The sequence below is a fragment of the Paenibacillus sp. FSL R10-2796 genome (genome assembly GCF_037965315.1).
Lineage (GTDB): Bacteria > Bacillota > Bacilli > Paenibacillales > Paenibacillaceae > Paenibacillus_AQ > Paenibacillus_AQ odorifer.
The window spans coordinates 2,383,904-2,410,197 of record NZ_CP150178.1 but is presented as its reverse complement, the minus strand read 5'-3'; the positions used below and the strand labels follow the sequence as shown (position 1 = coordinate 2,410,197).

General features: G+C 43.2%; 14 protein-coding genes. 5 read left to right on the top strand and 9 right to left on the bottom strand.

Annotated features, from left to right (window positions below; translation table 11 throughout):
* Positions 1–8: 8 nt before the first annotated feature.
* From NST58_RS10680 to NST58_RS10670, 3 genes are all read right to left on the bottom strand, one after another.
* The gene (locus NST58_RS10680; RefSeq protein ID WP_036679252.1) at positions 9–983 is read right to left on the bottom strand and encodes a sugar ABC transporter permease; all 975 of its coding nucleotides are present in this window, start codon (positions 981–983) and stop codon (positions 9–11) included.
* 133 nt (positions 984–1,116) lie between these two features.
* Positions 1,117–2,673, bottom strand: a complete 1,557-nt coding sequence (locus NST58_RS10675) for an extracellular solute-binding protein (protein WP_076191234.1) — start codon at positions 2,671–2,673, stop codon at positions 1,117–1,119.
* 189 nt (positions 2,674–2,862) lie between these two features.
* Positions 2,863–4,380, bottom strand: coding sequence for an extracellular solute-binding protein (locus NST58_RS10670; protein WP_339247686.1), 1,518 nt, complete (start codon positions 4,378–4,380; stop codon positions 2,863–2,865).
* A gap of 180 nt (positions 4,381–4,560) precedes the next feature.
* Here NST58_RS10670 and NST58_RS10665 point away from each other — a divergent pair, with 180 nt between their 5' ends.
* From NST58_RS10665 to NST58_RS10645, 5 genes are all read left to right on the top strand, one after another.
* The gene (locus tag NST58_RS10665) at positions 4,561–6,906 is read left to right on the top strand and encodes an AraC family transcriptional regulator (protein WP_339247684.1); all 2,346 of its coding nucleotides are present in this window, start codon (positions 4,561–4,563) and stop codon (positions 6,904–6,906) included.
* A gap of 112 nt (positions 6,907–7,018) precedes the next feature.
* Entirely contained in the window at positions 7,019–8,473 is a 1,455-nt protein-coding gene (locus tag NST58_RS10660; protein WP_339247682.1) for a GDSL-type esterase/lipase family protein, read from the top strand.
* A 13-nt stretch (positions 8,474–8,486) separates the two neighbouring features.
* The gene (locus NST58_RS10655) at positions 8,487–9,587 is read left to right on the top strand and encodes a mandelate racemase/muconate lactonizing enzyme family protein (protein WP_339247680.1); all 1,101 of its coding nucleotides are present in this window, start codon (positions 8,487–8,489) and stop codon (positions 9,585–9,587) included.
* A 17-nt stretch (positions 9,588–9,604) separates the two neighbouring features.
* Complete coding sequence (locus NST58_RS10650; protein ID WP_339247677.1) at positions 9,605–10,447, top strand: sugar phosphate isomerase/epimerase; 843 nt, start codon at positions 9,605–9,607, stop codon at positions 10,445–10,447.
* Positions 10,448–10,599: 152 nt separating this feature from the next.
* Positions 10,600–11,760 (top strand): glycosyltransferase family 1 protein, encoded by a 1,161-nt coding sequence (locus NST58_RS10645; protein WP_076304401.1) that lies wholly within the window; start codon positions 10,600–10,602, stop codon positions 11,758–11,760.
* On the opposite strand, the gene NST58_RS10640 is transcribed toward NST58_RS10645, so the two are convergent.
* From NST58_RS10640 to NST58_RS10615, 6 genes are all read right to left on the bottom strand, one after another.
* Positions 11,732–12,196 carry a DUF2269 family protein gene (locus tag NST58_RS10640; RefSeq protein WP_232061246.1) on the bottom strand — a complete coding sequence of 155 codons (465 nt, stop codon included), beginning with the start codon at positions 12,194–12,196 and terminating at the stop codon, positions 11,732–11,734. The genes NST58_RS10645 and NST58_RS10640 overlap by 29 nt on opposite strands.
* A gap of 149 nt (positions 12,197–12,345) precedes the next feature.
* Complete coding sequence (locus tag NST58_RS10635) at positions 12,346–18,534, bottom strand: SGNH/GDSL hydrolase family protein (protein WP_339247675.1); 6,189 nt, start codon at positions 18,532–18,534, stop codon at positions 12,346–12,348.
* A gap of 360 nt (positions 18,535–18,894) precedes the next feature.
* The gene (locus NST58_RS10630; RefSeq protein WP_175618910.1) at positions 18,895–19,443 is read right to left on the bottom strand and encodes a GNAT family protein; all 549 of its coding nucleotides are present in this window, start codon (positions 19,441–19,443) and stop codon (positions 18,895–18,897) included.
* Positions 19,444–19,591: 148 nt separating this feature from the next.
* Positions 19,592–21,427, bottom strand: a complete 1,836-nt coding sequence (locus NST58_RS10625) for a UbiD family decarboxylase (protein ID WP_076191224.1) — start codon at positions 21,425–21,427, stop codon at positions 19,592–19,594.
* A 115-nt stretch (positions 21,428–21,542) separates the two neighbouring features.
* Entirely contained in the window at positions 21,543–22,064 is a 522-nt protein-coding gene (locus tag NST58_RS10620; RefSeq protein WP_036679239.1) for a serine acetyltransferase, read from the bottom strand.
* A 260-nt stretch (positions 22,065–22,324) separates the two neighbouring features.
* Positions 22,325–26,083 (bottom strand): alpha-L-arabinofuranosidase C-terminal domain-containing protein, encoded by a 3,759-nt coding sequence (locus tag NST58_RS10615; protein ID WP_339247671.1) that lies wholly within the window; start codon positions 26,081–26,083, stop codon positions 22,325–22,327.
* Positions 26,084–26,294: the final 211 nt, after the last annotated feature.

Below are 26,294 nucleotides of genomic sequence, written 5' to 3'. Positions count from 1 at the left end.
ACAAAATATCAATAAACGCCTTCTTCTCCCATTTTCTTGGATAATTTATTCACCATCATCACCATTACAAAGCCTACAATCGATTTAAAGAATCCAATAGCTGTACTGTAACTAAACTGCCCCTGTCTCAAACCAGCAGTATATACATACGTATCGATAATTTCCGCAACTTCTCGATTCATGGAGTTAAGTAGCAGATATACATGTTCAAATCCAAGATCAAGAACGGAACCAATTTTCAGAATAAATAATGTAATAATTACACCTCTAATCGCTGGAAGAGTGATATGCCAGACTTGTCTAAGTCTTCCAGCTCCGTCCATACGCGATGCTTCATAAAGCCCTGGGTCAATCGCAGCTATGGAAGCTAGATAAATAATCGTTCCCCAACCTGCTTCTCTCCAAATCACCTGAATAATATACATGGGCCTGAACCACCCTGGATTAAGCAGGAAATTGATTGGTTCAAAGCCAAAATAGACAAGCAGCTCGTTGATAATCCCTCCATCCATCGTGACCATTACATAAGAAATGGAGACGATGATAACCAATGACAGAAAATGGGGCAAATAGAAGATCGTCTGAAAGGTTCTTTTGAAAAAGCTGCCTTGAAGTTCATTTAACATCAGGGCAAGAATAATCGGCATCGGGAAATAGATAAGAATATTTAATCCGAAAAGAATAAGTGTGTTCACTAATATATTTAAGAAATCCGGCTCTGTGAACAACCTGCTGAAATGCTTCATCCCTACCCAGTCACTACCGTTGATCCCTTGATAGGGTTTGTAATCCTGAAATGAGATAATTAATCCGTACATTGGAAGATATTTAAAAATCAAAAAATACAGTACTCCCGGAGTTAGCATGACGTAGAGCCATTTATTTCTCCACAGCCGCTTTTTCAGTTCGCTGCTGCTTTTATAAATTTCAGGCTTAGGATTCATTTGAGGAGCTGAGCTGGGCTGTGCGGTGACTTCCTGCATGATATTCTTCCTTTCTCCTTCTTTATTCAAACACGATATTTCTGAACCCAGTGAGGAATAGAAAAGGTTGTTGAAACAAGATCAACAACCTTTTCAGCTACAATTTGTCGCTTAACTATTCGAGTACGGGTTACTATTTTTTGTATAACGCGTTGTATTCTTCAATAATCTTATCTCCACCACGGCTCTTCCAGTTCTCTACTTCCTTCTCAAATCCAGCCTTGTCAATCTGACCATAAATATATTTATAGGTTGCATCTGTAATAATCTGTTGAAGCTCTACGCCTTTTTCTGTATAGGTAGCCGAATCCATAGCAGCTGTTGGATCCGCTACACCAACTTTGACATTCTCAAGAACCAATTGATCTGCATGAATTCTTCCTGGCAGCGTGTTATAGTTCTCGTACATTCCATTGGTTTCAGCTTCGCCGATAACGCTGTCCTTATATCCCTTTACTTCACGTTCAATCAATTCTTTGTCGTCAGTAGCTTTTGCTTTACCATCTTCAACGGTATAGTGAGTACCTTCAATTCCCCAATACATCAAATTAGCTACTTCTGGGGTCATCATTTGATCAAAGAAAGCAAGAATCTTCTTCAGCTCTGCCTCATCCTTGACAGCAGATTTCGGGAACAAGACAACATTGTTATAGCCTGGAATCATCCATTGAGCATATTTTCCATCTGGACTTGCAACCATACTATGCGCATCCAAAACAGCGTCAGGGTTATTCTTAATAGTATCTTTATTGAGGGAATCAATATCTTGCATGGAGCCCCCAATATAGAGTCCACCCTTTCCAGCCTTAAACATATTTACTGCATCCGTTTTACTGGTGGCAGCGAAATCTTGATTAATGTATCCGCCATCACGAGCTTTTTTGAAAAAATCCATTGTGTCGAAATATTCATCGAAGGTAAATTCAGGCGCTAATTTGCCATCCTTCTCACCCCAGGTATTCGGTGTTCCGAACCAAGACGAAACAGTTTTGAAAGCTCCATAGGTCAACTCATTACGGTCAATAATACCGGTAGTATCTTTCTTTCCATTACCGTCTGGATCTTGTTCTGTGAAGGCTTTAGCCATTTCAAATAATTCATCTACATTAGCTGGTGCAGCAAGTCCTAATTTATCTGCCCAGTCTTTGCGGTAAATGATCCCTTGGCGTGCAAGTGGACGCCCGATATATAGGGTATAAAGCTTGTCATCTACTTTCGTGTTATTAAGAATTTCTGGTTTCAATTTGCTCAAATTCGGAAATTCGCTTAATAGTGGACCGATTTCCCAGAATTGTCCGTCTTTTATCGCTTCTTTCATCTGAATGAAGGTTGTCTGATTCTTCAAATATGTTACTTGCGGCAATGAACCCGTTGCAAAAGATGAATTCAGTTTTTCTTCATAAGTATCAGCCGGAAAAAATTGATAAGTCAGCTTCGTGTTGGTCAATTTCTCAAGTTCATTCTTAATCGTATCAGGCGGAGTCTCTGATGTATTCAATGGAAGCATGATTTTGATTTCTGTAGGTTCCTCTTTAGGTGCTTCAGTCTCTTCCACCTTCGTAGTGTTCTCTGCACTTGTAGTTGGGGCTGCTGCTTCTTCTTTGTTATTGTTGTTACCACCGCATCCAGCTAACAATGTGCTGAATGTTAACAGTGCTGTTAACAACATGGTGAAGGATTTCTTCTTCATACCATTTTGACCTCCATAATTTGTATTGGTTACGAGTTCCACGTTACATCGTCGGCAAGGTTACGAAAACAATCATTTCCCCATAACGGCGCGTTCTGAAAGGGATCTGAGCAAATGATTATCGGGATATCGCAGCACAAAAAAAATCCACCGCATTATCCGCAGTGGATCAAAACCTTTTTAACCTATTTACTTTTCTGTCCCAAACTCAGCCTCAGCATATTCCTTAATAATAAGATTGCCTCCACGAGCTCTCCATTTCTCAACCTCTTGCTGGAATCCCTCGACGGTAATGTTACCTAATATATAGTTATATGTAGCATCCACAATGATTGTAGATAACTCCATATTCTTCTCATCAAAAGTAGATGAGCTCAGAGAAACTGTCGGGTCATCGACCAGAAAAGATTCATTATCTTTACTCAGCTGATCTGCTAGAGAGGTTAATTGCTCCTTCTGAGCCACTTCCATAATGTTTTTATTACTAATGTCCGCAATCATTAAAGCATATAGCGGATTCACTTCCTGTACCCGCAGTTGTGAGGTTTCCTCGGGAAGGATAATCTTGCCGCCTTCAAGCTTATAATGCCGCCCCTCAAAGCCATACATCATTATATTGGCTACATCTTTATCCATGGTCCGATCAAAAAATCCAAGCACCTGCCGAAGCTCCTCCTCTGTGGCAATGGACTTTTTGGAAAAGAGATACAGTCCGTTGTAATTGGGGATAGACCACACTTTATATCCATCAGACCCCTCGATACGATTGATCAGCGTAAGTTCAGCCTTTGGATTGTATGCTTGAGCTTCAATTGACAACCGCTGCACATCAGTCATGCTGCCAATAAACACACCAGCGATACCGTTAATGAATTTATCACGTTGAACCTCTTTACTGGTAAGAGCAAAGTCCTGATTTATGATTTTTTCATCATATAATTTCTTCATAAAATTCATTGTGTTCATATACTCCGCTGTTACGAATTCCGGAACAAATTGATGATTCTCTAGCTTCCAATTATTTGGTGTGCCAAAATAAGAGCTTAGTGTCTTAAATACACCATAAACAAGATCATTACGATCGACTAATCCAAGGGTATCTTGTTTGCCATTCTGATCCGGATCGTTATATGTAAATTGCCTCATTACTTCATATAGGTCATCTAAGGTCTGTGGATTGCTCAAATGAAGATTGTCCAGCCAATCCTTACGTATTATGACACCCTGTCTGGAGGAAGGGCGTTCTGTATACAGGCCGTAGATCTTACCATCAACAGCGGTCTGCTTAAGAATAGCGGGGTCCAGTGCTTTAAGATTGGGGAACTCCTGAAGATATGGGCCGATCTCCCAAAATGCTTCAGAACGGATGGCGTTTTTCACCAGATTATAGTCTGAGAACTTCACAAAGGTGACTTTTCTCAAGGAATTAGTGGTCAAAGCTGTGTTCATTTTATCGGTATAAACACCCTCAGGCACCCACGTGATATCAAGCTCCACCCCTGTTAATCTTTCGATCTCAGCTATAATCTTTTTTGAAGGCTGCTGTGGAAAATGAAGGGGTGCCAAGATGGAGATGCTCGGGCGAGCTTCTTGCAGTACAGAACCAGCTGACTTTCCATCACTGCAAGCGCTTAACATAGGGAAAACAAGCATGAAAAATAAGCAGCAACAAAACGTTGCCCTTCTACACATAAATTGTCTAAACATTTCTACAGCCTCCTAAGGTATTGTAAGGATTTTCACCCTACAGCTTGAAGATTTTCCATTTTGTAGTCATAATTAGGGTTAATGATTATTGCAGAACGAGATGATTATTGTTATTTTCCACCAGGTTTCATACACTAAGAACAAGTGTCTACTTCTACATAAGTAAAGGTGCTGAGTCCCGTGAGACCATTAAGCTTTTTAAGTAAATTAACGATTTTTGCCTTTGTAATTAGCACGTTGCCGGTGATATTCATCGGTTCTTTTTCCTATTTCACATCATCTAATGAGATCCAAAAGAACGTAAACAACAATAAAATGGAACTTATATTACAAATCACCTCAAATGTAGAACATAAGTTAACAACTGTCAATCAAACATTAAACCAAGTGATCAACTCTAGTGTATTAAAAAAAGCACTAAATAACCCTTTAAGTGAAACCGATTTCATTTTATATAATGATTTAAGAAACGAAATCCGTAATATGCAATCCTTCGATACGAAACTTGAGGATGTCATCCTGCTCAATCAGCAGCAGAACTGGATGATCAAAAATTCAGGCGTCTATCGTCTGGATGAATACAAAAACCATGCGCAACTCTCTAATCTAATGAATATAGCTGACGATACTTCATGGATTTTGAACCCATCGTCCTTATTTTATAGCGAGGAGAGCATTAACGTCACTGGCTGCAATTACAGCATCAGTCTTATCAAAAAGCTTCCCACCAATAAGCTGCAAAAATATGGGCTTGCCCTAGCTAATATTCCGGTCTGCAGTCTTCAGGATTTCATTAATTCAGATGTGCAGCCACTCGATGACATTATCGTTCTGGATCAAGCTGGCCGCTTCCTGCTCCATCCGGATACCAGCTTAATCGGAAAACCTAAAGAGCAAGGCGGATTTAAAGAAGTCCCTTTAATCTCTGATCCTTCTAAACAATCCGGACAGTTCAAGACTGTGATCAACAAAAAGAATTACTCCGTCACTTTCATGCGTTCTCAGTTAAATGGCTGGGTTTATCTATCGGTTACTTCCATGGAAAGCTTGACGAAGGAGTCCAATAAAATCGGTATGTTTACGATAATCGTGTGTACCATTATGCTCTTGTTCTCCATTCTTCTGGCCTGGATCGGCACCAGGCGTATGTACACCCCTATCGAAAGACTGCTTAATCAGATGGGCCAACGCAAACCGGATATTAAATCGAGACATCGCAATGAATTTCAGATTATAGGAGAACAAGTTCATTCTTTGTTCCAATCCAAATCACAGCTGGAAAAAGAAGTCCGACAACACTTTCAGCAGGTTCGTACGTTTTTTCTGATCAATGCCTTCCACGGCAATGTTAAGAAACGTGATTTGCTCGAAGAATTAGGGCAATTCGGCTACCAAACCCAGCTTGAAGAATGGAAAACCATGGCAGTAATTACGTTGTCTATTGATTATGCCGAGGATTCCAGCTATGAGAAAAAAGATCTCAGCCTCTTATTGTTCGCTGCCCACAATATGATCGAAGAATTAATCTGTCCTGAACAACGGCTGGCTCCAGTGATCATGGACCATGCGGTAGTCGTATTATTGGGCAGTCCAGACCGCGATACCCAGTCTTTTCATAAGACACTGTATTCGTTAACGGAGAAGCTGCAGCAAGAAATAAATAATTATCTAAAGGTGCAGGTGAGTATTGGGCTGAGCCTGCCCTTCAACGCCTTCGATAAACTAGCCATCGCCTACAGAGAAGGTCTTGAAGCACTGAAACATCGCATTAAGCTTGGCAAAGGCGTTATTATTCAATATGAGAACATTAACTCCGGCAAACATTATCTGAACTTGAACTACCCTACGCATAAAGAAAACGATCTAATGGATGCTATCAAGCTGGCTGAAACGGATAAAGCCAAGGAACTGATTCATTTGCTTTTTAAATCTATCTTTGCCCTAGAGCTTTCACCACAGGAATATCAAATCCCGTTGACCCGCTTACTCAATAACTTGCTCATTATGATGCAGGAATCGGGCATTAGCTTAAATCAGATCTATCATGCTAATGGCTCTATTTTTGAGGAATTACATGACCTTCATACCGTGGCTGAGATTGAGGATTGGTTCTGGAGCATGGTCATTTACCCGATGATCAAAATTTTTATCAGCAGGCAAAATGCCCAATACCAAAACATCTCTGAGAAAATCATTGATCTGATCCAACATGAATATGATACGGATCTAACCTTGGAAGAATGCGCTTCACGGCTGCATTACAACGCCAACTATATCAGCAGTGTCTTCCGTAAGGAGACCCAATACTATTTCAGCGAATATTTAACGATGTACCGATTTAAAATGGCAAAAAAATGGCTACAGGAAACCGATATGCCGATCAAAGATATTGCAGCCAAATTAAGATACAACAATTCTCAGAATTTCATTCGATCTTTCCGTAAACAGGAAGGGATGACCCCTGGACAGTACCGGGATAACAATACAGGCACTAAATCCAAACCAACATTTGACGAATCTATGTAAAAATCACAAAAAAATCGTTCAAGGCCGAATCTAAAAAAAAAAAGAGTCTCTCTTTTTTTCGGAAAATATGTTAACGTGTGCATATAACCATTTAGGGAGGAATTTGAACGCAATGTTGAACTTTCGTCTAAATACTAACCGTGTAGAACAAGATGCGATTTCTCAGGAAACCTCACTACTCACCCTCTATCCGCTCGAGACGGATCACCCCCGTCCTTTTATATTGGTATTACCTGGTGGAGGTTATCAGCACTTAGCCAAACATGAAGGAGAACCTGTGGCTCAATGGCTAAACAGTCTAGGTATTCATGCAGGTGTGCTAGATTATCAGGTCGGAGATTTCAACGTCACTTCTTTGTTAAATGATGTTGAGGAAGCTCTCAAATGGATTAGGGAAGCACCCAAAGCTTGGAATGTGATCTCAGACAAAGTAGGGATGATTGGATTCTCGGCAGGAGGACACTTAGCTTCTATCTTTTCTACCACTAGAGCAGAGAAACCAAACCTTCTTCTATTAGGTTACCCTGTAATCACTTTCCAAGAGCCCCATTCGCACAAGGGAAGCCGGCTACATTTTCTTGGAGACGACCCATCACAAGCGGAGCTTGACTCCTTTTCCTCAGAAGCCCAGGTGGATTCACTCACACCTCCAACCTTTATCTGGACAACAGCGAACGATGCCAGCGTTCCCGTGGAGAATAGTCTGTTGTTCGCCTCTGCCCTGTCTAATCAGGGAATTCCTTTTGAATTACATATCTTTGAAGAAGGGCGGCATGGTTTAGGGCTTGCAAAAGAACACCCTCATTGCCAGCAATGGCTTTCCCTTGCTGAGAATTGGTTAAGGGAACGCCAATACGTTAAAGGAGAAGAAGACCTTATGAGACAACAACTATTTATTGCAGGCGATTCCACTGCGGCCATTAAAGGCGCTGGAGAAAAACCTATGACCGGCTGGGGAGAATACCTGCAAAGTTATTTTCGGACTTCTATTCAAATCCAGAATCGTGCAATTAATGGTCGAAGCACCAAATCGTTCATAACAGACGGCCGCCTCGATGCTATCAGAAAAGACTTCCAACCCGGCGACTACCTGTTTATTCAATTTGGACATAACGATGAGAAAAAAGAGGATCCATTACGTTACACCGATCCTGAAACCGAATATCGCCATAATCTCATTCAATATATAGATGCTGCTAGGCAGCTAGGGGGGACTCCGGTTCTGTTAACCTCTGTAAGTCGCCGCCGCTTTAACGCCGATGGAGAGCTGGACCCGTTTGCTGTAGGTGCTTATCCCGAGGTAATGAGACAAGTGGCTGAAGAAACGCACACTCCGCTACTTGATATTTTCCCAGCCTCGCAAGCGCTCTATCGTTCATTAGGCGAAGAGGAATCCAAGAAGTTATTCATGCATTTGCCAGCGAAAACACATCCCAATTACCCAAATGGGGTTACGGATGATACTCATTTCTCAGATGAAGGTGCCCGGGAAATTGCTAAACTTGTGGTTCAAGCTCTTAAACAAAATACAGCCTCATCTCTATCAAACTTACAACAACTTTTATAAGGAGTGATCCAAGATGTCTCTAATTAAAGAAGTTATTACGGAGTACTATCGTATCCCTTTGCCAGAAATCATGGAGGATGCTAAACATGGCTTGCATACTCATTTTGAAGTTCCCATTGTCAAAATTAGAACGGATGACGGTCGTGAAGGTGTAGGTTATACCTATACTGGCGGATTTGGCGGCAAAGCGATCTGCTCACTAATTGCTAATGAATTAACACATATCTTAGTTGGCAAAGACGCCAGCTGTGTGGAAAGTATCTGGGAGCAGATGAACTGGGGAATACATTATGTTGCTCGCGGGGGCTTGGCTAGCTTCGCCATTGCGGCATGTGACATTGCGTTATGGGATTTACGTGCAAAGAAAGCAGATGAACCTCTCTACAAACTTCTGGGTGGCGCAAGCAATGAGGTCAAATGTTATGGTGGAGCGATTGATTTAAACTTCCCATTAGAAAAGCTCCTGCGCAACAATCAAAAATACTTAGATATGGGCCTCCAGGCGGTCAAAATTAAACTAGGCCAAAAAACATTAGCTGAAGATGTGGAACGAGTGGCTGCGGTACGCCAATTGGTCGGCCCGGATGTAGCCTTTATGGTCGATGCCAATATGAGCTGGAGTGTGGAAAAAGCGATAAAAGCCGCACGTGAATTTTTGAAATACGACATTCTCTTCCTAGAAGAACCAACGATTCCGGAGGATTATGCCGGCTATGCACGGATTGCTGAAGAAACAGGAATGGCCGTTGCAGGCGGAGAGAACTTGCGCACATTAACCGAATTCCATCACATGCTGCAATATGGTCATGTTGATTTTCCTCAACCTGATGCTTCCAATATAGGCGGAATTACGGGCTGGTTAAAGGTAGCTCACTTAACACAAGCCTATAACCTTTCCATTTCCACACATGGAATGCAGGAATTGCACGTTAGTTTGTTAGCAGCTATGCCAAATGCAGGTTATCTCGAAATGCATAGCTTCCCTATCGATCAATACACTACACGTCCGCTAGTGATTAATAAAGACAATGGGATGGCAGTTGCGCCAGAAGTAACGGGCACTGGTGTTACCTTTGACTGGGACAAATTAGCACCTCACAAACAACAATACTAATAGGAGCGATCGATCATATGAGCATTCCCCTTCAACTAGGTGTTCGAGCACATGATTTCACACAAGTTCCATTGCAAGAGTTAATTGAGAAGATTAAGTCCTATCATTTCACTCATATCCAGTTCGCACTTAAGAAATCTTTTCCTGATAGTGCCCCTAGCCTGACGGCTATAAGCCCTGGAACAGCCAGCTATTATGGCAATGCCTTTAGACAAACAGGTATTCAGATTGCGGTTCTGGGCTGCTATGTAAATATTGTAGACACCGATCCTCACAAACGGGCGCAAGCGTTAGCCGCGTTTAATACCCATCTGCGCTTGGCCAGAGATTTCGGCGCTAGTCTGGTAGGTACGGAAACCGGAAGTGTGGGACTTGGGTATACCATAGATAATTTTACAGAAGAAGCCTTCCAAGAGGTGGTGGGATCAGTTAAGGCCATGGTGGCGGAGGCCGAACGTTTTGGTGTGACGGTAGGAATCGAAGCAGGACTTCATCATCCGCTGTACACCGCGCCCTTAACCCGCCGACTTCTGGATGAAGTCCCTTCTAACAATCTTCAGGTCATATTGGATTGCGCAAATCTAATGTCGCCTACAAATTACTTGCATCAAGAAGCTATTATTACGGAGGCTTTGAAGCTTCTAGGAAATCGAATTGCTGTCATTCATTTAAAAGACTTTATCGTCCAAGAAGGAGCCATAAAAATAGTCCCTGTAGGTCAAGGGTGGCTAGAGTTTGAGCCGATCCTTCGTTATATGAAATATGAACGTCCTCATATTCAAGGAATCCTGGAAAGCACTCCTGAGTCACATTTAGGAGAAAGCATTACCTTTTTGCAACAGATATACGAATCCTTGTAGGGCTTCATCCCATTAAAACTAATAAATCCACTGCACACCTCTTTATCTTACCTGGTGCAGTGGATTTTTATATTCTGTTTAACATCCGTTTGACCTCCATCAAATAATCGCCTGTTATGATCAGGGCATCAAGAGTACCTGGGAGGGGTTCCATGCGTCTTGCTTTATTCACGGACACATTTCTTCCGCAAACCAACGGAGTTTCACGTACGCTTCAACGATTAACCACCCATTTGAAAGAGCGCGGTATTGAACATCTGCTTTTCTCACCAAAATCTGCTCCTGAAGACAGTTATGCCGATCCCATACGTCCCATTACCAGCATCCCCTTTTTCTTATACCCTGAATGTAGACTCGCACTGCCCAATATGTCCTCTATCCAATCAGAGCTGAAAGCTTTTCGTCCCGATCTGCTTCATATGGCAACTCCGTTCAATATCGGTCTCTGCGGCCTTCGTTATGCGCGCAAACATGATCTGCCCCATGTCGCCTCCTATCATACCCATTTTGACCGCTATCTTGAATATTACCGGATGAAAAAAATCGCTCCGCTCTATTGGAAATACATGAAGTGGTTTCACCGCTCCTGTGATGCCACCTTTGCACCATCCTACGAAACCCTCGATTCCCTCCAAGCTCAAGGCTTTCATCGCCTGAAGCTATGGTCCAGAGGCATCGACTGCCAGCAGTATACCCCCAAAAAACGCAGCCATGAGGTCCGTGAGCGCTACGGAATTACCGCACCGTTACTGCTTCTATATGTGGGAAGAATCGCCCCTGAAAAAGATATACAGACGCTTGCTCTCGCCATGCAGCAATTGCCCGAATCTACGCAATCTCAGGTTCATTGGCTGGTCGTTGGAGACGGTCCCCTTCTGCCGGAAATGCGGGCACAGGCGCCGCATAATGTCACGTTTACAGGCTATAAACATGGTGACGAGCTTGCCCAATTATATGCCTCCGCAGATCTGTTCATCTTCCCTTCCAGTACAGAAACCTTCGGTAATGTTGTCTTAGAGGCTATGGCCTCAGGACTGCCTGTCCTCGCAGTAAATGAAGGTGGGGTGAAGGATCTGGTCACACCCGGCCGCACAGGAATGATTGTCGAGCCCCGCTGCCCGGATGCTTTTATTCGTGAGATTTGTGCATATGTAGAGCACCCTCAAAAGCTAGCTGCTATGGGGCATGAAGGTCGACAGCTGGCACTCGGCCGCTCTTGGGAGAATATTTTTGATGGACTCATCCGCGATTATGAAGAGATCATTGAGAATAGGCGTTATGATCTTATACCGGCTTTACTACCATTAATATAATAATGACGATAGTAAGTACATGAACCGCCGCTTCTAGCGGAGCGATCTTGTTCATAGCGGTAGTATAACCATCAGGAATTTCTTCCCCTTCGCTGGTCATTACGAGCTGGGTTAGCTTTTTCAATCGGGGCTCAACCATTCCAATAATAATCACTTCGATCACGATAAAAAATAATAACGACAGATTTAACCACAACACCGACAAGCCCATTTTATCTATGATCATTAACAAAATACCTGTAACGATCAGGGTGATCCCACCTGTCTTAGGGAATCTGTTTATTTTCTTCATAAGACCAAATACAAAACGAAGCTGACTACCTGTCTTGGCTGAGCTTGTCAGTATTGGCAGCACAAAAGCTGGTCCAATTCCCACTATGGATGCTATAACATGTATAACTACCACAAGCTTTGAGATCATATGCGTCAAATCCATATTTACAATCCCCCCTATCATTCGTTGTTTAGATTCATATGAGGCTGTTAGGAGAATTAGTCTTGCAGAATCCTTTAAATCTTAGATAATCTAAAAAAAGCGCCTAGCCGGATATTACCGACTTAGGCGCTTTTTTAACAAATATTCAGTTATTTTACCGTAACTTTCATGATCGCACTCTCATTTACCCCTTGATCATTCAACAGCTCAGCCCGGTATTCATAGACGCCTGGAGAACGGTTAGTGATAGAAGTAGAAGCCGTTTGTGCGTTTGGGGTGCCCGCTGTTAAAGTCTGAGTATCGATCAGTATTCCGTTCTCATACAAGCGATACTCTTTGCCGTTCATCCCCCACCATAAATTCATAGTCACTTTATACTCTCCATCACCATCCCAGTTGTCATTGGACAACACCGGCTTAGCTGGTGCAGCATCCTTCACGATAACCACATGAGCAGCAGACACCGTTGTGCCAAAAGAATTGGTCAGCTCAGCCGTATAGGTGTAGGTTCCGTTTTCTTTTCCGGTAATATTAGTCACTGCAGTCTGTGCAGCTGGGGAATCATCACGTAAGGTTTGCGTGTCGATTAAGGCACCGTTCTCATATAGCTTGTAGACCGTACCATTATTGCCCCACCACATATTCATTGTGATTTGGTAATCCCCGTCCAAAAGTCCTGTATCCTGCCCATTATTATTGGATAGAACCCATTGCCCCGGAACACCTGTAGCCTTCTGAGGTCCACTTACGAACACAATCACTTGTTCTGTCGTCGAAAGTCCAGCGTTATTAATGGCTGTTGCGATGAACGTATGCGCTCCCGCAAGCCCTGTGAGTGGAATCTCATCTCCATAAACGACAGGTTTACCATCAAAGGTAATATCCAGACTGCGAATGCCAGACTCTGGATCTTCCGCTACGACCTGCACCTTCAATACATCCGTTTCACTCATTTGAGCAGAAGGTAAACCAGAAATCGTAGGTGGTGTAGTATCTTCAGTTTCTCCCGGTGAGCCTACATATTGAATTTTTGGAGCCGCTGGTTGTTCCATCCCTTCACCAAGAAAGAATCCAGGGTGCGGAGGTTGATTATAGCCTACATTTTGCCAAGCTACTGCCAGGCGGTAGATCGGATCATGCATCAATGTGCGAATACGATAATCTGTCATATCCGTTGTTGTGTAGATCCGTAGTTCAGAACTGTCCGTTGCCCGCCAGATCACTTCTTCACGCCAATCCCCGAACAGATCTGCCTGCAAGCTTGGATTCGCCTTGGTGCCATTATTTGAAGAAGCACCTACATCCGTCAATAAGTTAACCGTTGTCTGGTTGGTATAGTCCCACTTATCCACTCGATTCGCATCCAGTAATTCACGTAAAAGATCACCATCCCACCAAATACCAAAATTCGTGGAGGAAGGCAGTTTTTTAGTAATTAGTTCCCCTTGCGCACTGTATAGGCCCGTAACAGGTATATGCTCCTCGTTGGTGATCGTTGCAGCCCATACCTCTTCGCCAGCATATCGCGGATCAATATCTGCTGACATTCCCCGTCCAGTATCAATCCCCGTGAATACACCCCATAATATTTCTCCTGTAGCTGCATCACGCATTTCAATCCCATACTTCGAATCGGTATGCTCATGAACATCAAAGACTTCCAGCCCGGGTCTGGTAGGATCAAGGTCCCCGAAATGAATTGCATCACCATGGCCAAGCTTTGTATTATACAGCGGCAATCCGTCATCGTCGATTGCCATCGCGCCGAAGGTTATTTCGTCCTTGCCGTCGCCGTCCACATCGCCTACAGAAAGATTGTGGTTTCCTTGACCAACATAGTCTCCATATCCTTCATCATTAGAATCGAAACGCCATACTTTCTCGAGCTTGCCCTCGCGATAATTGTAAGCTGCAAGTACGGTTCTAGTATAATAACCGCGGCTAAAAATAACGCTTGGCTGCTCGCCGTCTAAATAAGCTACAGCTGCCAAAAAGCGGTCTACACGGTTACCATAGGTATCCCCCCAAGCGCCAACATCTCCACGTGGCGGATCATAATCAACGGTATCCAATGCCCGGCCTGTTGCCCCTTCGAACACCGTTAAATATTCATTGCCCAGCAGCACATAACCCGAACTGTTACGATAGTCTGCACTGGCATTGCCGATGACTTTTCCTTGACCGTCCACTGTGCCATCTGCCGTCTTGATCATAATTTCGGCACGTCCATCACTATCCAGATCATATACCAGGAATGGAGAATAGTGTGCGCCGGCACGAATATTAGGCCCTAAATTAATCCGCCATAAGCGAGTTCCATCTAATTTATAAGCGTCCATATAGACAAGTCCAGTATACCCAGCTTGAGAGTTATCCTTGCTGTTCGAAGGTGACCACAACATGATGATTTCATATACACCATCACCGTCCAAATCACCTACACTTGCATCTCCCGCACTATACGTATACGGTTGACCATCCTTGGTGTAATCATCTGCTGGCTTTTGCAAAGGGATCGATAGATATTGCTTCTGCCATACGCTGAATGGTTCCGAAGCAGATTTCTCGACTCCATTGATTACTGATGTGATTCTATATTTGGCATCCTCCGTGCCTTTAGTATCGAGATAGTTCGTGTTTTGAGTAATCAACGAATCATTAAGTTTCTTATCGCCACGATACAGATTGAATCCTATCGTTTCCGGATCCAGACCTAACATCCGCCAGCTGATATAAACACCCTCATCTGTCTTAACCGCTACAGGCGCACGATCCAGCGCCTCCATCTTCCGGTATAAAGTTGTCACCGCTGAGGTTTCCAACGTAGCGGATAGATCAGAGATGCCGCCTGCATTTACCGAGGCTACTTTGTAATAGTAAGGAATGGTAGTCAGAACGGTCGTGTCTGTGTACGAAGCTTCGAATGATTTGCCGATCAGGATGAACTCACTGTCTGCGGATTTCGCACGATAAATGTTGAACATCCGTGCATCCGGTACCTCATTCCAAGTAAAGGTCACATCATTTTTGTTCGTAGATTGTACAGCTAGACCACTAGGTACGGCTGCTTTTGCTACGGAGGGGTCAATCATAGACACTTTTAGCGCATTGGAGCCTACAGATTCCAGTCCCGTGCTGTCGACCGAAGTTACCGTATAGATATATTCCATACCAATATCCGCAGTGGTATCTGTGTAGAGCGGCTCTGTTGTCTCGCCCAGCAGCTCTGCACTATTCGCAACCGTAGCCTGACGATATACACGGTATTTCAGCGCACCCTCCATACTATCCCAAGAAAGATTAGCAGTGATAGGCTCACTGTTTAAATCCAGGCTACCCAGTTTCAGATTCGTTGGGGCTAATAATAACGGTGTGATCTCCAGCCCATTGAGATGAGCGGTTGTGCCACTAAAGACAAGATTCATCTGCCCGTCTTTGACAGCAATCTGGTTATACAGCTTCTCAGCAATATTTTCCTTACCTGAGGAGACTGTTCCGTAATCTTTGCCTTCAATGGCTACATTCGTCTTGGCAGATCCAATCCAATCTCCTGTATAGGTCTTAACAGAGTAATAACCATTGGGTAAATCAACTTTGAATTCATACGATCCTCCAAAATAAATCACAAAATCTCTGCGCAGATCGTCCGTCGCATTTCCCCGATCCCGATCAATCATCCCTGCACTCGAGGTCAAACCATATCCACGTTCTGGGGTATACAGGACATTCACATTCACTTCCGTATAACCCGCAGCAACGGGTGAACCAACAGGTCCAAAATCATAACGATACTGAGCGGATTTCGTAGTCAGCTTCACTTCATCTGAAGGCTCAGACTCTCCTAGCCCGTTCACTGCAGTCACTCTTACCGAGTAGCTTTGACCTTCAACCAACCCGCTTAATGTCAATGAAGGGACAGTTGAAGTTCCCGCTAATGTATAAGCAGATTCGGCTTCTGCCGCTAGCTTACGATAGATTTTATAGATATCTGTACCTTCTACTTTATTCCATTTCAGTACTGCACCTGCATTACTGATACTCCCAGCTACAAGACCTTCAGGCTTCACAGGCACCGTTTCCGGCTGTTTGATGTCCTGCACAAAGCTGGAGAGTGGAATATTTAATTCCCCTATTCCTTTGGCCAGCAGACGGGCCATTTGAATGGCTCCGTACTCTTGAAAGTGAGTATCGTCTGTCGAGCCATTTGGGAAAGCACCATATATCCCTGCATCGAGGTGAAGGAATACAGAGCGTGTAGCTGCAAAACCGATAGAATTGTAAAAAGCTACACTGAGTGCGCTAAGATCGACCAAATCAACATCAAGTTCACTTGCTACCTCTTTCATAGCCTGCACATATTCTGGAAAGCTCACATTGAATTTTTCGCTCGCAGCATTATAATCTCTGCGCCCCATGGGGGTCACCAGAATCGGAGTTGCTCCTCTTTGCCTAGCTCCATTGACATATGTTTTTAAATAAACTTTGTAATCGGCTGGAGAAGCATATCGGTCTGGAACGCTAATCGTTGCGTCATTATGACCAAACTGGATCAGGAAATAATCACCCGGTTGGATCTTACGCAGCACTTCATCCAGCCTTCCCTCGACAATAAATGACTTAGAACTGCGGCCTCCGATAGCGTGATTCTTAAACGTTACTTCCTCACTAAAGAAATCAGGAATCATTTGTCCCCAGCCTGCTTGTGGTATCCAATAAGGATCATAAGTCTGCACGGTTGAATCACCCGCAATATAAACCGTTGGCAATTCATTAGCAGGACGGTCTGGCTGCTTAGTAATCACCAGTGCATTGATATTTGGCTTAGTGCCAGAGAACACCAAGTTCATTTGTCCATCCACCAAAGCAATGTCAAAGCTCATTTCCAAATACTGGCCTGCTGTTTTGCTCGTCTGTTGAACTTTTTGAATGGATTCGACTTTGATGCCAATCTCTGTATCTCCGGCGCTGTCACCAGCGATAAGTGACACTGTATAATCGCCATTCGGTAAATCTACATTAAAAGTTGCATCCTTAGGGACCACAAAATCTGATCGCAAAGGATCTGAGGTTCCTCGGTCTACCCCAGTTACTCTCGATATATCTGTAAATCCATATTTAACCTCAGAGGAATAAGATACCCCTGCATCTACCTTAAGATAACCTTCAGCCACAGCACCCGGACCAAAATCAAAGGAATAAACATCCCCTTCTGGCAAAGTTCCAGGAGGCGTATACACGGCGCTTTCCACCTTGTTAGATAGCTCTGATTCGCCTTGGTCATTGGCTGCCTTCACCACATAATATTGCTGTTTTGAGGTGTCCGCTGAGGCATCCGTAAATGTCGTCTTCTCTGACTGACCAATCTCATGGAATGTTCCATCTGCTGAATCAGACCTTAAGATCGTATAGCGGCTAGCTCCAGCCACACTGTTCCAATTCAGTTGAACAGAACTTACACCGACACTGACAATTGAAAGACCGGTTGGTGCTGCGGGAACCTCTACCCCCGGAATTTTGTCTACGGTCACAGATGCGCTCAAAGCAGACTCCTCACCCTTTCCATTTACTGCTGACACATTGTAAATGTAACCACTGCCTTCATTTACATCTGAATCCACGTAGCTGTTAGCAGCAGCTTGACCTATGGCTTGAAGGCTTCCACTAGGAAGAACCGTTCGATAAATATTGTAATAGACTGCTTCGGTCACGCTGCTCCACCCTAGAGATACCTCAGTGGGAGTGATATTATGAACCACTAATCCCTCAGGGGCTTTCAATGGACCTGGTACAATCTGCTGAATAATTAGTCCATTTAAATATCCGCCAACCCCTGTACCCGTAATGCCGACGGTCAGTTGACCATCTTGAACAGTCGTCCGGTAGGTAGCTTGATTTACAGCTTGCTTGCTGCTTATCGACCCAGCCGTGCTACCTTCCAAAGTAATCGTAGTTTTGGTTGTACTTGTACCCGCTAGTAAATCTCCTGAGTATACAGTCACATCGTAATCCCCATTAGGAAGATCCACCAAAAAAGAATAGGACAGTCCCAATACAAAATCGTTGGTCATATCGTCTCCACCCGAGCGATTCCTCGAAGCAACCGCCTGATCTAAACCATACCCTAGCTCATTCGTATATAATTCAGATTCATGCACGCCTGTATAACCACTCATAACAGGACTTGTTGCTGTTCCAAAATCATATTGCAAGGTTATTGGGCCTGAAGCTGCACTGGCCTGTTGCCCCCCAAATGTTGTAGATGGAAGTATTGATGAACAAATGAAGATCCACGACAATAACACCATAAATATTTTATTTCCAAGTTTATTCCTCTTCATCTTCCGTGCTTCACCCGCTTTCTTATGATTGAAAGAACTTAGTACGCATCTAGCCCCGTTGTAGTAAACGCTTACAATAAGCTTCGTTGTCATTCGTTCTTCAAATATAAGTTCACTTCGTGCGCGTATCCCCTCCTCTTTGCTCAGGAAGCTGGATGGTAGATGATTCCAGTTTCACTCATATCCAACACGATACTACCACCTAAGTGTCACTCTGAACATTTAAAAAACAGATTTTATCATACACTAAACCGTTCAATTTCTTCGCCTATAGTTATAAAAACCTACGATTTGGGAAGAAGTTAGGACAGAAGAATCAGTGAGGGGACACCCGCTTTTGAGATTACGACAACAGTTTTGCTATTCCTTCATCCTTAACCATTCGCTTCTGAGCAATCCATAGGAATAAGTATCATGCCAGATTGGCTCTCCATTACTATCGTATTTAAAATAACCTGTCTGCAAAAAATGTCCTTCTCGACGAAGCTTCAATCGTTCAAGCAGTTTCCATGAGCGTGTATTTTCGGGATCACAGTTCGCAATCACACGTCTCATTTTCAGATTATCAAAGCCATAGTTTAACAATTGATTACAAGCCTCTGTAGCATACCCGCTTCCCTGAAAATCAGGGTTAAAAACATATCCAAATTCCCAAACGCCAAAAACCTTTGGTTCGCTCGCTTGAAAATATAAGTTGCCGATCATTTTTGTCGTAGATTTAAGACAGACTGCCCAAAAAGCACGGTCCGATGACCGTCTGAGCGCCTCAGTGCGAGATTCATCTGCATTAAAAACGGAATAGGGCTCATATTTCACAACACTTTCTTGCGACAAATATTCATGAAGGTCTTTCCAATCCTCTGCTGAGAACCTTCTAATCCATAAACGTTCGGTTTCCATAATTTCCATCAGAACAACACTTCCCCAATATCAATAGTAAATATATGCCACATACCCCATAATACCCCTATTCCTTTTTTATTTCATATGAGCAAAATCATTTCACAAACAGCAAATAGGCCTCCTTGGATTCCCAAGAAGGCCGATGAATGTTTCTCTATATCTTAACTCTGCTTAAACTGCCACCTGACGCAAATAATCGTTCGATATGCTTCTGAACGGTTGGGTCTGGGATCAGTGGCGGGGCTTGATGGGGTTTTACCCGAGCATCAATAATCACGTTATCACAGGACCAATGTTTATACTCAGTAGAACTGTTCACTCCATAGATATCATGAGATGGATTACTGCGGGTGAACGTCGCCCATAGGAAATTGTCGATCTTTTCACTCAAAAACTCGCTATCATCACACAAAATAATCATTGGGCAAGAAGGAAGTGACCCTTGCTCCTGAATAGCTTCACTAAGCTTGTTCATTTCCAGTGCTGCTTCAGCGTAGCTTGTGAATTTAGCGCCTTGAAGGGCAACAAGACCAGGCATCACCATTCGTGCATGTTCAAATCCCTGTAATTCTTTCAGCAGGCCTGGCACCTCTGTACATAGCTCTCTTTTCTTATCCCCTACTGCTGCGAAGATCACTTTACTTCCGCTGTTTAATCCTGTGCCGGAATAATCAAGTGTATCAATCGTGGTATTGGTATAGAAATGAATATCTCTATGAAGATTAATCCGCTCTAAGATATACGTCAAGAAATCCTCGATATTATGTGTGCTGATAGGCTGATTCTCTTCTGCTGTAATAAACAAAAACTTAGCTAAACTAAGCTGACCCGTCCCTAAAATCCGGTTAGCAATGGTCAGAATTTCCGCTGGCTGCTTTACTTGCTGATAAGGCGTATAACGTTCACTGCCAATGGCGAACAGCAGGGGATGAACACCCGCAGCATCGACTGCATGAACTTCTTTGACGCCCGGAATTTCTTGGCGGATAGCCCCACCTGTCAGCTCGTGAATTAACTCACCAAACGCGGTATCCTCTTGTGGCGGCCGGCCGACAACCGTAAATGGAAAGATTGCATTTTTTCTGGCGTACACTTTATGTACTCTCATTACTGGGAAAGGGTGAACCAAGCTATAATAGCCTAAATGGTCGCCAAAAGGCCCCTCCGGCTTCGTCTCACCAGGGTGAATTTCACCTGTTATTACAAAGTCCGCATCATTGCTGATACAATAACCATCCACATAGCTATAGCTGAAATGGCGTCCTGAAAGTAATCCTGCAACGATCATCTCACTCATTCCCTCAGGCAAAGGCATAACCGCCGATAAAGAGTGAGCGGGTGGTCCACCGATAAAACAACTTACTTTAAGCGGTTGTCCTTGGCGGTTCGCTTTTTCCTGATGTACGCCAATGCCGCGATGAATTTGATAATGAATGCCCACTTCTTTATTTAATTCATACTCATTTCCAGTCAGCTGCACACGGTACATTCCCAGATTGGAGTTCATAATGCCCGGCTTGTCCGGATCTTCTGAATACACCTGCGGCAAGGTTACAAAAGCACCACCATCTCCCGGCCAATGTGTGATTAGCGGAAGATCAGAGATACTAATTTCCTGAAAACCGCTTGGCAGACCCCCTGGCTTTTTAATAGGCAATGCTTTTCTCGCGGATAATCCGGTACCAACATATTTAAATGGATTTTTGAGTGCTTTTACGGGATCGTTGCGAAGGGCAATTACGTTATGTGTGGAGTCCCAAGTACGCCGAAAGATAAACTTACTGCGCTCTAACGTTCCAAAAAGGTTAGATACGGCCCGAAACTTCGAGCCTTTTACATTTTCAAATAATAATGCAGGTCCGCCAGCCTCATAAACCTTTAGGTGAATCGCCGCCATCTCTAGATAAGGGTCCACTTCTTCATGAATACGAACTAAATGTCCGTGTTTCTCTAAATCATTAACACACTCTTCTAAATTGCTATATTTCATTTCATTACTCCGATCTCTAGAAGGTTATTACAAGATTACTTGGATGCTTTAATTATACCCTGTAAGATATTAAAATAAAGCGCACGCGTACCCTATGTACTAGAACCTAACGTCTTTATCTTGTATTCTCTGGTTTCGGTTCACTCCGCAATATATTTTTAGCAGGAATACCTACAGCCGAAGCGTTATCCGGCACATCCTTTACCACGACAGACATGGCCCCGATATTAACATCGTTACCAATGACAACCGGTCCAAGAATCTTGGAGCCTACTCCAATAAAAGCTCTGTCTCCAATCACTGGCTCTCCTAAGTTATTTCTCCCGCCAATAGTCACTTGATGAAAAATAGTAGCATGGCTTCCAAGCACCGCTTTAGGACTAATGATAATCCCATTTAAACCATGCGGTAAATGAAGCGCGTCACCAATTTGAGCTTGAGCGTGAAGCTCGCCATTCGCAAGAATACGGACAAAAAGCACATCCATTATTCGATACAAAAGCCACAAAGGTTTTCGCACGATGCCATTCTTCACTCGATAATACACCCAATTTCCATAACGATAAGTAAACAAGGCCATAATCGTTTGAGGATTTTTCAGATTTGCTTTCCAGTCCGTTTTGAATGATTTCATCATTTTATCGTTCTCCTTTTTAGGGGCTAGGGTATGCACTGTATTCTGGAGTAATGAAGGCAACTGTGGATAAAACATCTGGGAGGATCGCGGGCTGGAGGGTCAGTCGGTGATTGTACTTTCACCAGTGTAAGATAGATTCTGAGATTCATCAAGCAAGTGGGCAGTTCTCTCTATATAATCATCAACCGATTTAGAGGCTTGTTAAACAACAACACGCGCCGAACAAAAAGATCGGCGCGTGTTGAACAGCATATTTTCTATTAAATCAGATCCAGAACAATCACATTCACGGAATTGGCAGCTAGCTTCACAATTGCCGTGTCTTTATCAATTACGATTTCCGTTTCAACTGGTGTAACCTTCTCATCATTTTTTCTGTTCACATTAGGTGTGTGAACCAGCGAGGCGTCTCCGGTTAAGGTAATCCGTTTACCAGTAGCAGCTACTTTTAAGCCTTTTAGATCAAGCTTCGTTGCTTTTTCTACACCATCCGCATTTACAAGCTTCACATAAAGATGCTTATCATCTTTAGTTACGGAATTGTATACCTCTCTGTTATAAGCCTCAAGCTTATAATCCAGTACTTTGCTTGTTACCTTGCCATCTGTATAAGAGCAAATCAAATGTTTGCCATCTGCTCCGCCATAATTAACGGTGATGGTATATTCCGTATGATCCGCAAGCTCTTCATAGCAACTGGCTCTAAGGTTACCAGCAGCGGTACTAGAGGAATAATCGCCGAGAGTATAAGCCTCAATCCCTTGCTTGTACACCTTGACTCCTGTGGCATCGCCATTGTAGCCAATCGCATATTCGATAACATCTTTATTTTCCGGTGAGATTTCTGTCAGACCTGCGCCTACATAGAAGCCATCTTCGCCAGAAGCTTTTTCAGCTACAACCTCTACTTTATAATTAGTCCACGCGTCATTAAGGATATACAATCCATTCAATCCGCCATTCTGCGCTTTCAATACCAGACCTTTGGAAGGATCAATCGTATATCCGGCAGAGCCAGGAATCACTTTCCAAGCTTCATCCAGCGGCTGCGTGAAATCTTGATCCAACCATACACTGCCATCTACATTCGAAGTCACTTTCACCCGTTTCACGATCACAGATGATTTCCCCGCAGCCACTTCAATTCCTCCATGAGGAATGAGGTCTACCTTCTCCCCGTTGCGATAAGTCGAAAATGAGGTGCCAACCACTTTGGTTCCCAGGTATTTAGCATACAGCTGCTGAACATAATAGTTCGGTGTGTACCATACGGTTTCATCATCGAACCAGATGCAATCCGGTGTCCATCTATAGGTGCCATCTGTCAGAACCTTGTTGAACAACGGTGCCGTTGCCGCCAATCTAATCACATCAGAGTTATTCTCGAAGCTGGACATAATCGCCGCCTCAGCAACAGCTCCTGCCAATGTGTTTTTATCTGTGGAAGCATATTCACCCACAAAAACCTTTGAAGTTTCAGCCTCATCCAAGCTGCCGTCTTCCTTATAGGCTCTGTAATAGTAGTTGTAACGATCAGCATTCTCTAACAAATATTCATTGGAACGGTAGTAATGCTCATCCGCAATGGTATTCATGTAGTTCTTTTGTTTTTCGTACCAGGTAACAGTCTCTTCGATGCTCGATGTACCATCCGTAAAGCTGATTTTTTCCGAGCCCTGTAAATTTCCGCTTAGGAATTTCCAACCTTGCTGGTAAGCATCATCATCTGCCTGTGCACCCACGGTAGAGAGAATAGTCAATTCATGATCAGGATAGTTCTTTACCATATACTCATCAATCACTGTTTTAAAATATTCGAAGTTGGCGAAAAACTCTGTACCCCAGTTTTCATTCCCCACACCCAAATAACGCAGATCAAACGCTGCTTCATGGCCCATCTTTTTACGCAATGCAGCCCACTCATTATTGTCAAAATCCATGCTAATCGCAAAATCAATCAGATCCGTAAAGTTCTTCACATAATAATCTCTTAACGCACCGCCAGCTGGATTCGCATAATCCGAACGAGCTTGACAGAGTACGCCGCAGGCCATAACCGGAAGTGGTGTTGCGTTCAAATCCTCGGCTAATTGGAAATACTCCATATATCCAAGACCCATGGTCATCATGTAGCCCCATACGTTATAGTTCTCTTTGCGCAATTCGATATCGTTGACGGACTCTTTCCAATCGTACACGTTCTCCCAAATGTGAGAACCTTCAGAAATACAACCCCCAGGGAAACGCAGGAAGGTAGGATGAAGATCAACGAGTGCATTCACTAAGTCTTTTCGCAATCTATAGTTTGAATTTCCTTTATAGTTAGCATGAGCTGTAGCAGAACGTTCCTCTTCACCAGCGCCCCAAACGTCATCAGGAATTAAGGAAACCATATCAATGGAGATCTCACCGTTAAAGGTTAAAGCCAGCTGACCAAGCACAGTTTCAGATCCTGTTAATACAAGCTTTGAATCGACACCATACTTCTTCCAGCTGCCGTCACCGTTTACTTCAACAACTGCAGTATCGCTGATGGCTTTACCGTCTTTGTCGAGCAATTGCAAGGTAATTGTGCCCGCTGCTTCTGCCTTCGCCCAAATCGTGAAGTTGTACTTGGCATCTTCCTGAATAAACATCGAGCAGTGCTGATTGGAATCGGCAAAACCTCTATTATTAATCGTCGCGCCATCCGCTACCGTCACATAATGCGCATTCATATCTTTATCATCGATGCCGAAGAAATCGTTTAATCCGCCTGTATTATGGACAGTCATTTGGTCTGTATCCCCAGACCATGCGTGAAGAGGTGTATAATTTCTTCCGGTGGAAGCACCATGTACACCACATACATGCGAATAGCTGTCAAAAGCAAAAGATTCGAAGGAGCGATTCTGCACTAGCTCTGCATAGATCCCACCGTCTGCTGCATTGTTAATGTCCTCATAGAATAAACCATATAGAATTTGGCTAACATCCAAAATCTCCTGATTGCCGTCAATCGTTAAAGTGTAAGGTGGCAAATCTTCCGGAAGCACAGACACCGTGAAGCTCTTTTCTACTGTACTAGCTCCCTTTTTCAAATGTGCTGTAAGCGTTACACCTTGAGCAGATTGAACTCCTTTATTCACAACGCCTTCATTAGAAATGACTTTGGAATCGCTGGATATCCAAGATACGTCAACTTTTCCGCCCATCAGCGAAGCTGGCAATTCGATATCTTTGGTAATAATCGAGCTTGGGAAGGTTAAGTATTTATCTTTTGCAAGCTTAACGATATCTTCATCCGTCAAAGATTCGCACATAATTTCAATCACTTCATCTTGAGTTAAGCCTGCTTTATATACACGGAAGTCCGAAATATAGCCGCCAAAATCAACATCTGCCGCGTACTGGGATTTCCCGATTGTATTATTGCTATAATTCAGTTGGTCTTCAAAAGTAGCAAACCATGTGCGCAGCTTAGCATATGTGCCACTCGAGGTTTGGCTGATCATTCCATCCGCAACTACTTCACCATTTACATACATCACAGGACCTGCACTGCTTAGTGTTCCACCTTTTGTGCCTGTAACTGCAAAGGAAACGTGTACCCATTCATCAGTCGCAAAGGATTTCCCTGGATCTGCAATTAAATCTTCCCCTGCAAAACAAGTGCCCCGCAAATTACGGGTTACAAAAAGATAAGGTCCTGTTTCACCTTTACCAAAATCAAAAATTCTTTCCCATAAGCTTGAAGCTTTGCTTACATACATCCAGGTCGAAATCGTAATTCCTGTATGGTCACTGACCTCTTTAAGCAGATCGTTAGGTAATGAAATATAAGATGTGCCATGTTCTCCCCCAGCAAGCGCAACAGCTTGTCTACCTGCTACGGATTTAATAGTCGGCAGCTGCGTACCTGAAGCGGTTCCATCATTGCCGTTCCCCGAGAAATCTTGACCTACATCCTCTGGATTATCAAACTTATAATGCGCAATTAGACTACCATTAATAAATTTGTTACCGTTGTCATTTTTCATAGAAGATCACCTGTTATCTTTATAGTAGAAATCTTAAAAACCTAACCAAATTAGTTCATTGCCGTTTATACGAAACATAATAACATATTTTATAGTCAATTAATATATTAACCAATTAATATTTATGTGAAATAAAAGAAAACAATTTTTATAATCAAATATTACCAAATCAATCATTTGTTTCATGGTAAAATATCTGTTAGTTAATAAA

Excerpts from the sequence above, each read along its gene's own strand:
- NST58_RS10680 (WP_036679252.1), bottom strand. The coding sequence starts at position 983 with ATGCAGGAAGTCACCGCACAGCCCAGCTCAGCTCCTCAAATGAATCCT.
- NST58_RS10675 (WP_076191234.1), bottom strand. The coding sequence starts at position 2,673 with ATGAAGAAGAAATCCTTCACCATGTTGTTAACAGCACTGTTAACATTC.
- NST58_RS10670 (WP_339247686.1), bottom strand. The coding sequence starts at position 4,380 with ATGTTTAGACAATTTATGTGTAGAAGGGCAACGTTTTGTTGCTGCTTA.
- NST58_RS10660 (WP_339247682.1), top strand. The coding sequence starts at position 7,019 with ATGTTGAACTTTCGTCTAAATACTAACCGTGTAGAACAAGATGCGATT.
- NST58_RS10655 (WP_339247680.1), top strand. The coding sequence starts at position 8,487 with ATGTCTCTAATTAAAGAAGTTATTACGGAGTACTATCGTATCCCTTTG.
- NST58_RS10650 (WP_339247677.1), top strand. The coding sequence starts at position 9,605 with ATGAGCATTCCCCTTCAACTAGGTGTTCGAGCACATGATTTCACACAA.
- NST58_RS10645 (WP_076304401.1), top strand. The coding sequence starts at position 10,600 with ATGCGTCTTGCTTTATTCACGGACACATTTCTTCCGCAAACCAACGGA.
- NST58_RS10640 (WP_232061246.1), bottom strand. The coding sequence starts at position 12,196 with ATGGATTTGACGCATATGATCTCAAAGCTTGTGGTAGTTATACATGTT.
- NST58_RS10635 (WP_339247675.1), bottom strand. The coding sequence starts at position 18,534 with ATGAAGAGGAATAAACTTGGAAATAAAATATTTATGGTGTTATTGTCG.
- NST58_RS10630 (WP_175618910.1), bottom strand. The coding sequence starts at position 19,443 with ATGGAAATTATGGAAACCGAACGTTTATGGATTAGAAGGTTCTCAGCA.
- NST58_RS10625 (WP_076191224.1), bottom strand. The coding sequence starts at position 21,427 with ATGAAATATAGCAATTTAGAAGAGTGTGTTAATGATTTAGAGAAACAC.
- NST58_RS10620 (WP_036679239.1), bottom strand. The coding sequence starts at position 22,064 with ATGATGAAATCATTCAAAACGGACTGGAAAGCAAATCTGAAAAATCCT.
- NST58_RS10615 (WP_339247671.1), bottom strand. The coding sequence starts at position 26,083 with ATGAAAAATGACAACGGTAACAAATTTATTAATGGTAGTCTAATTGCG.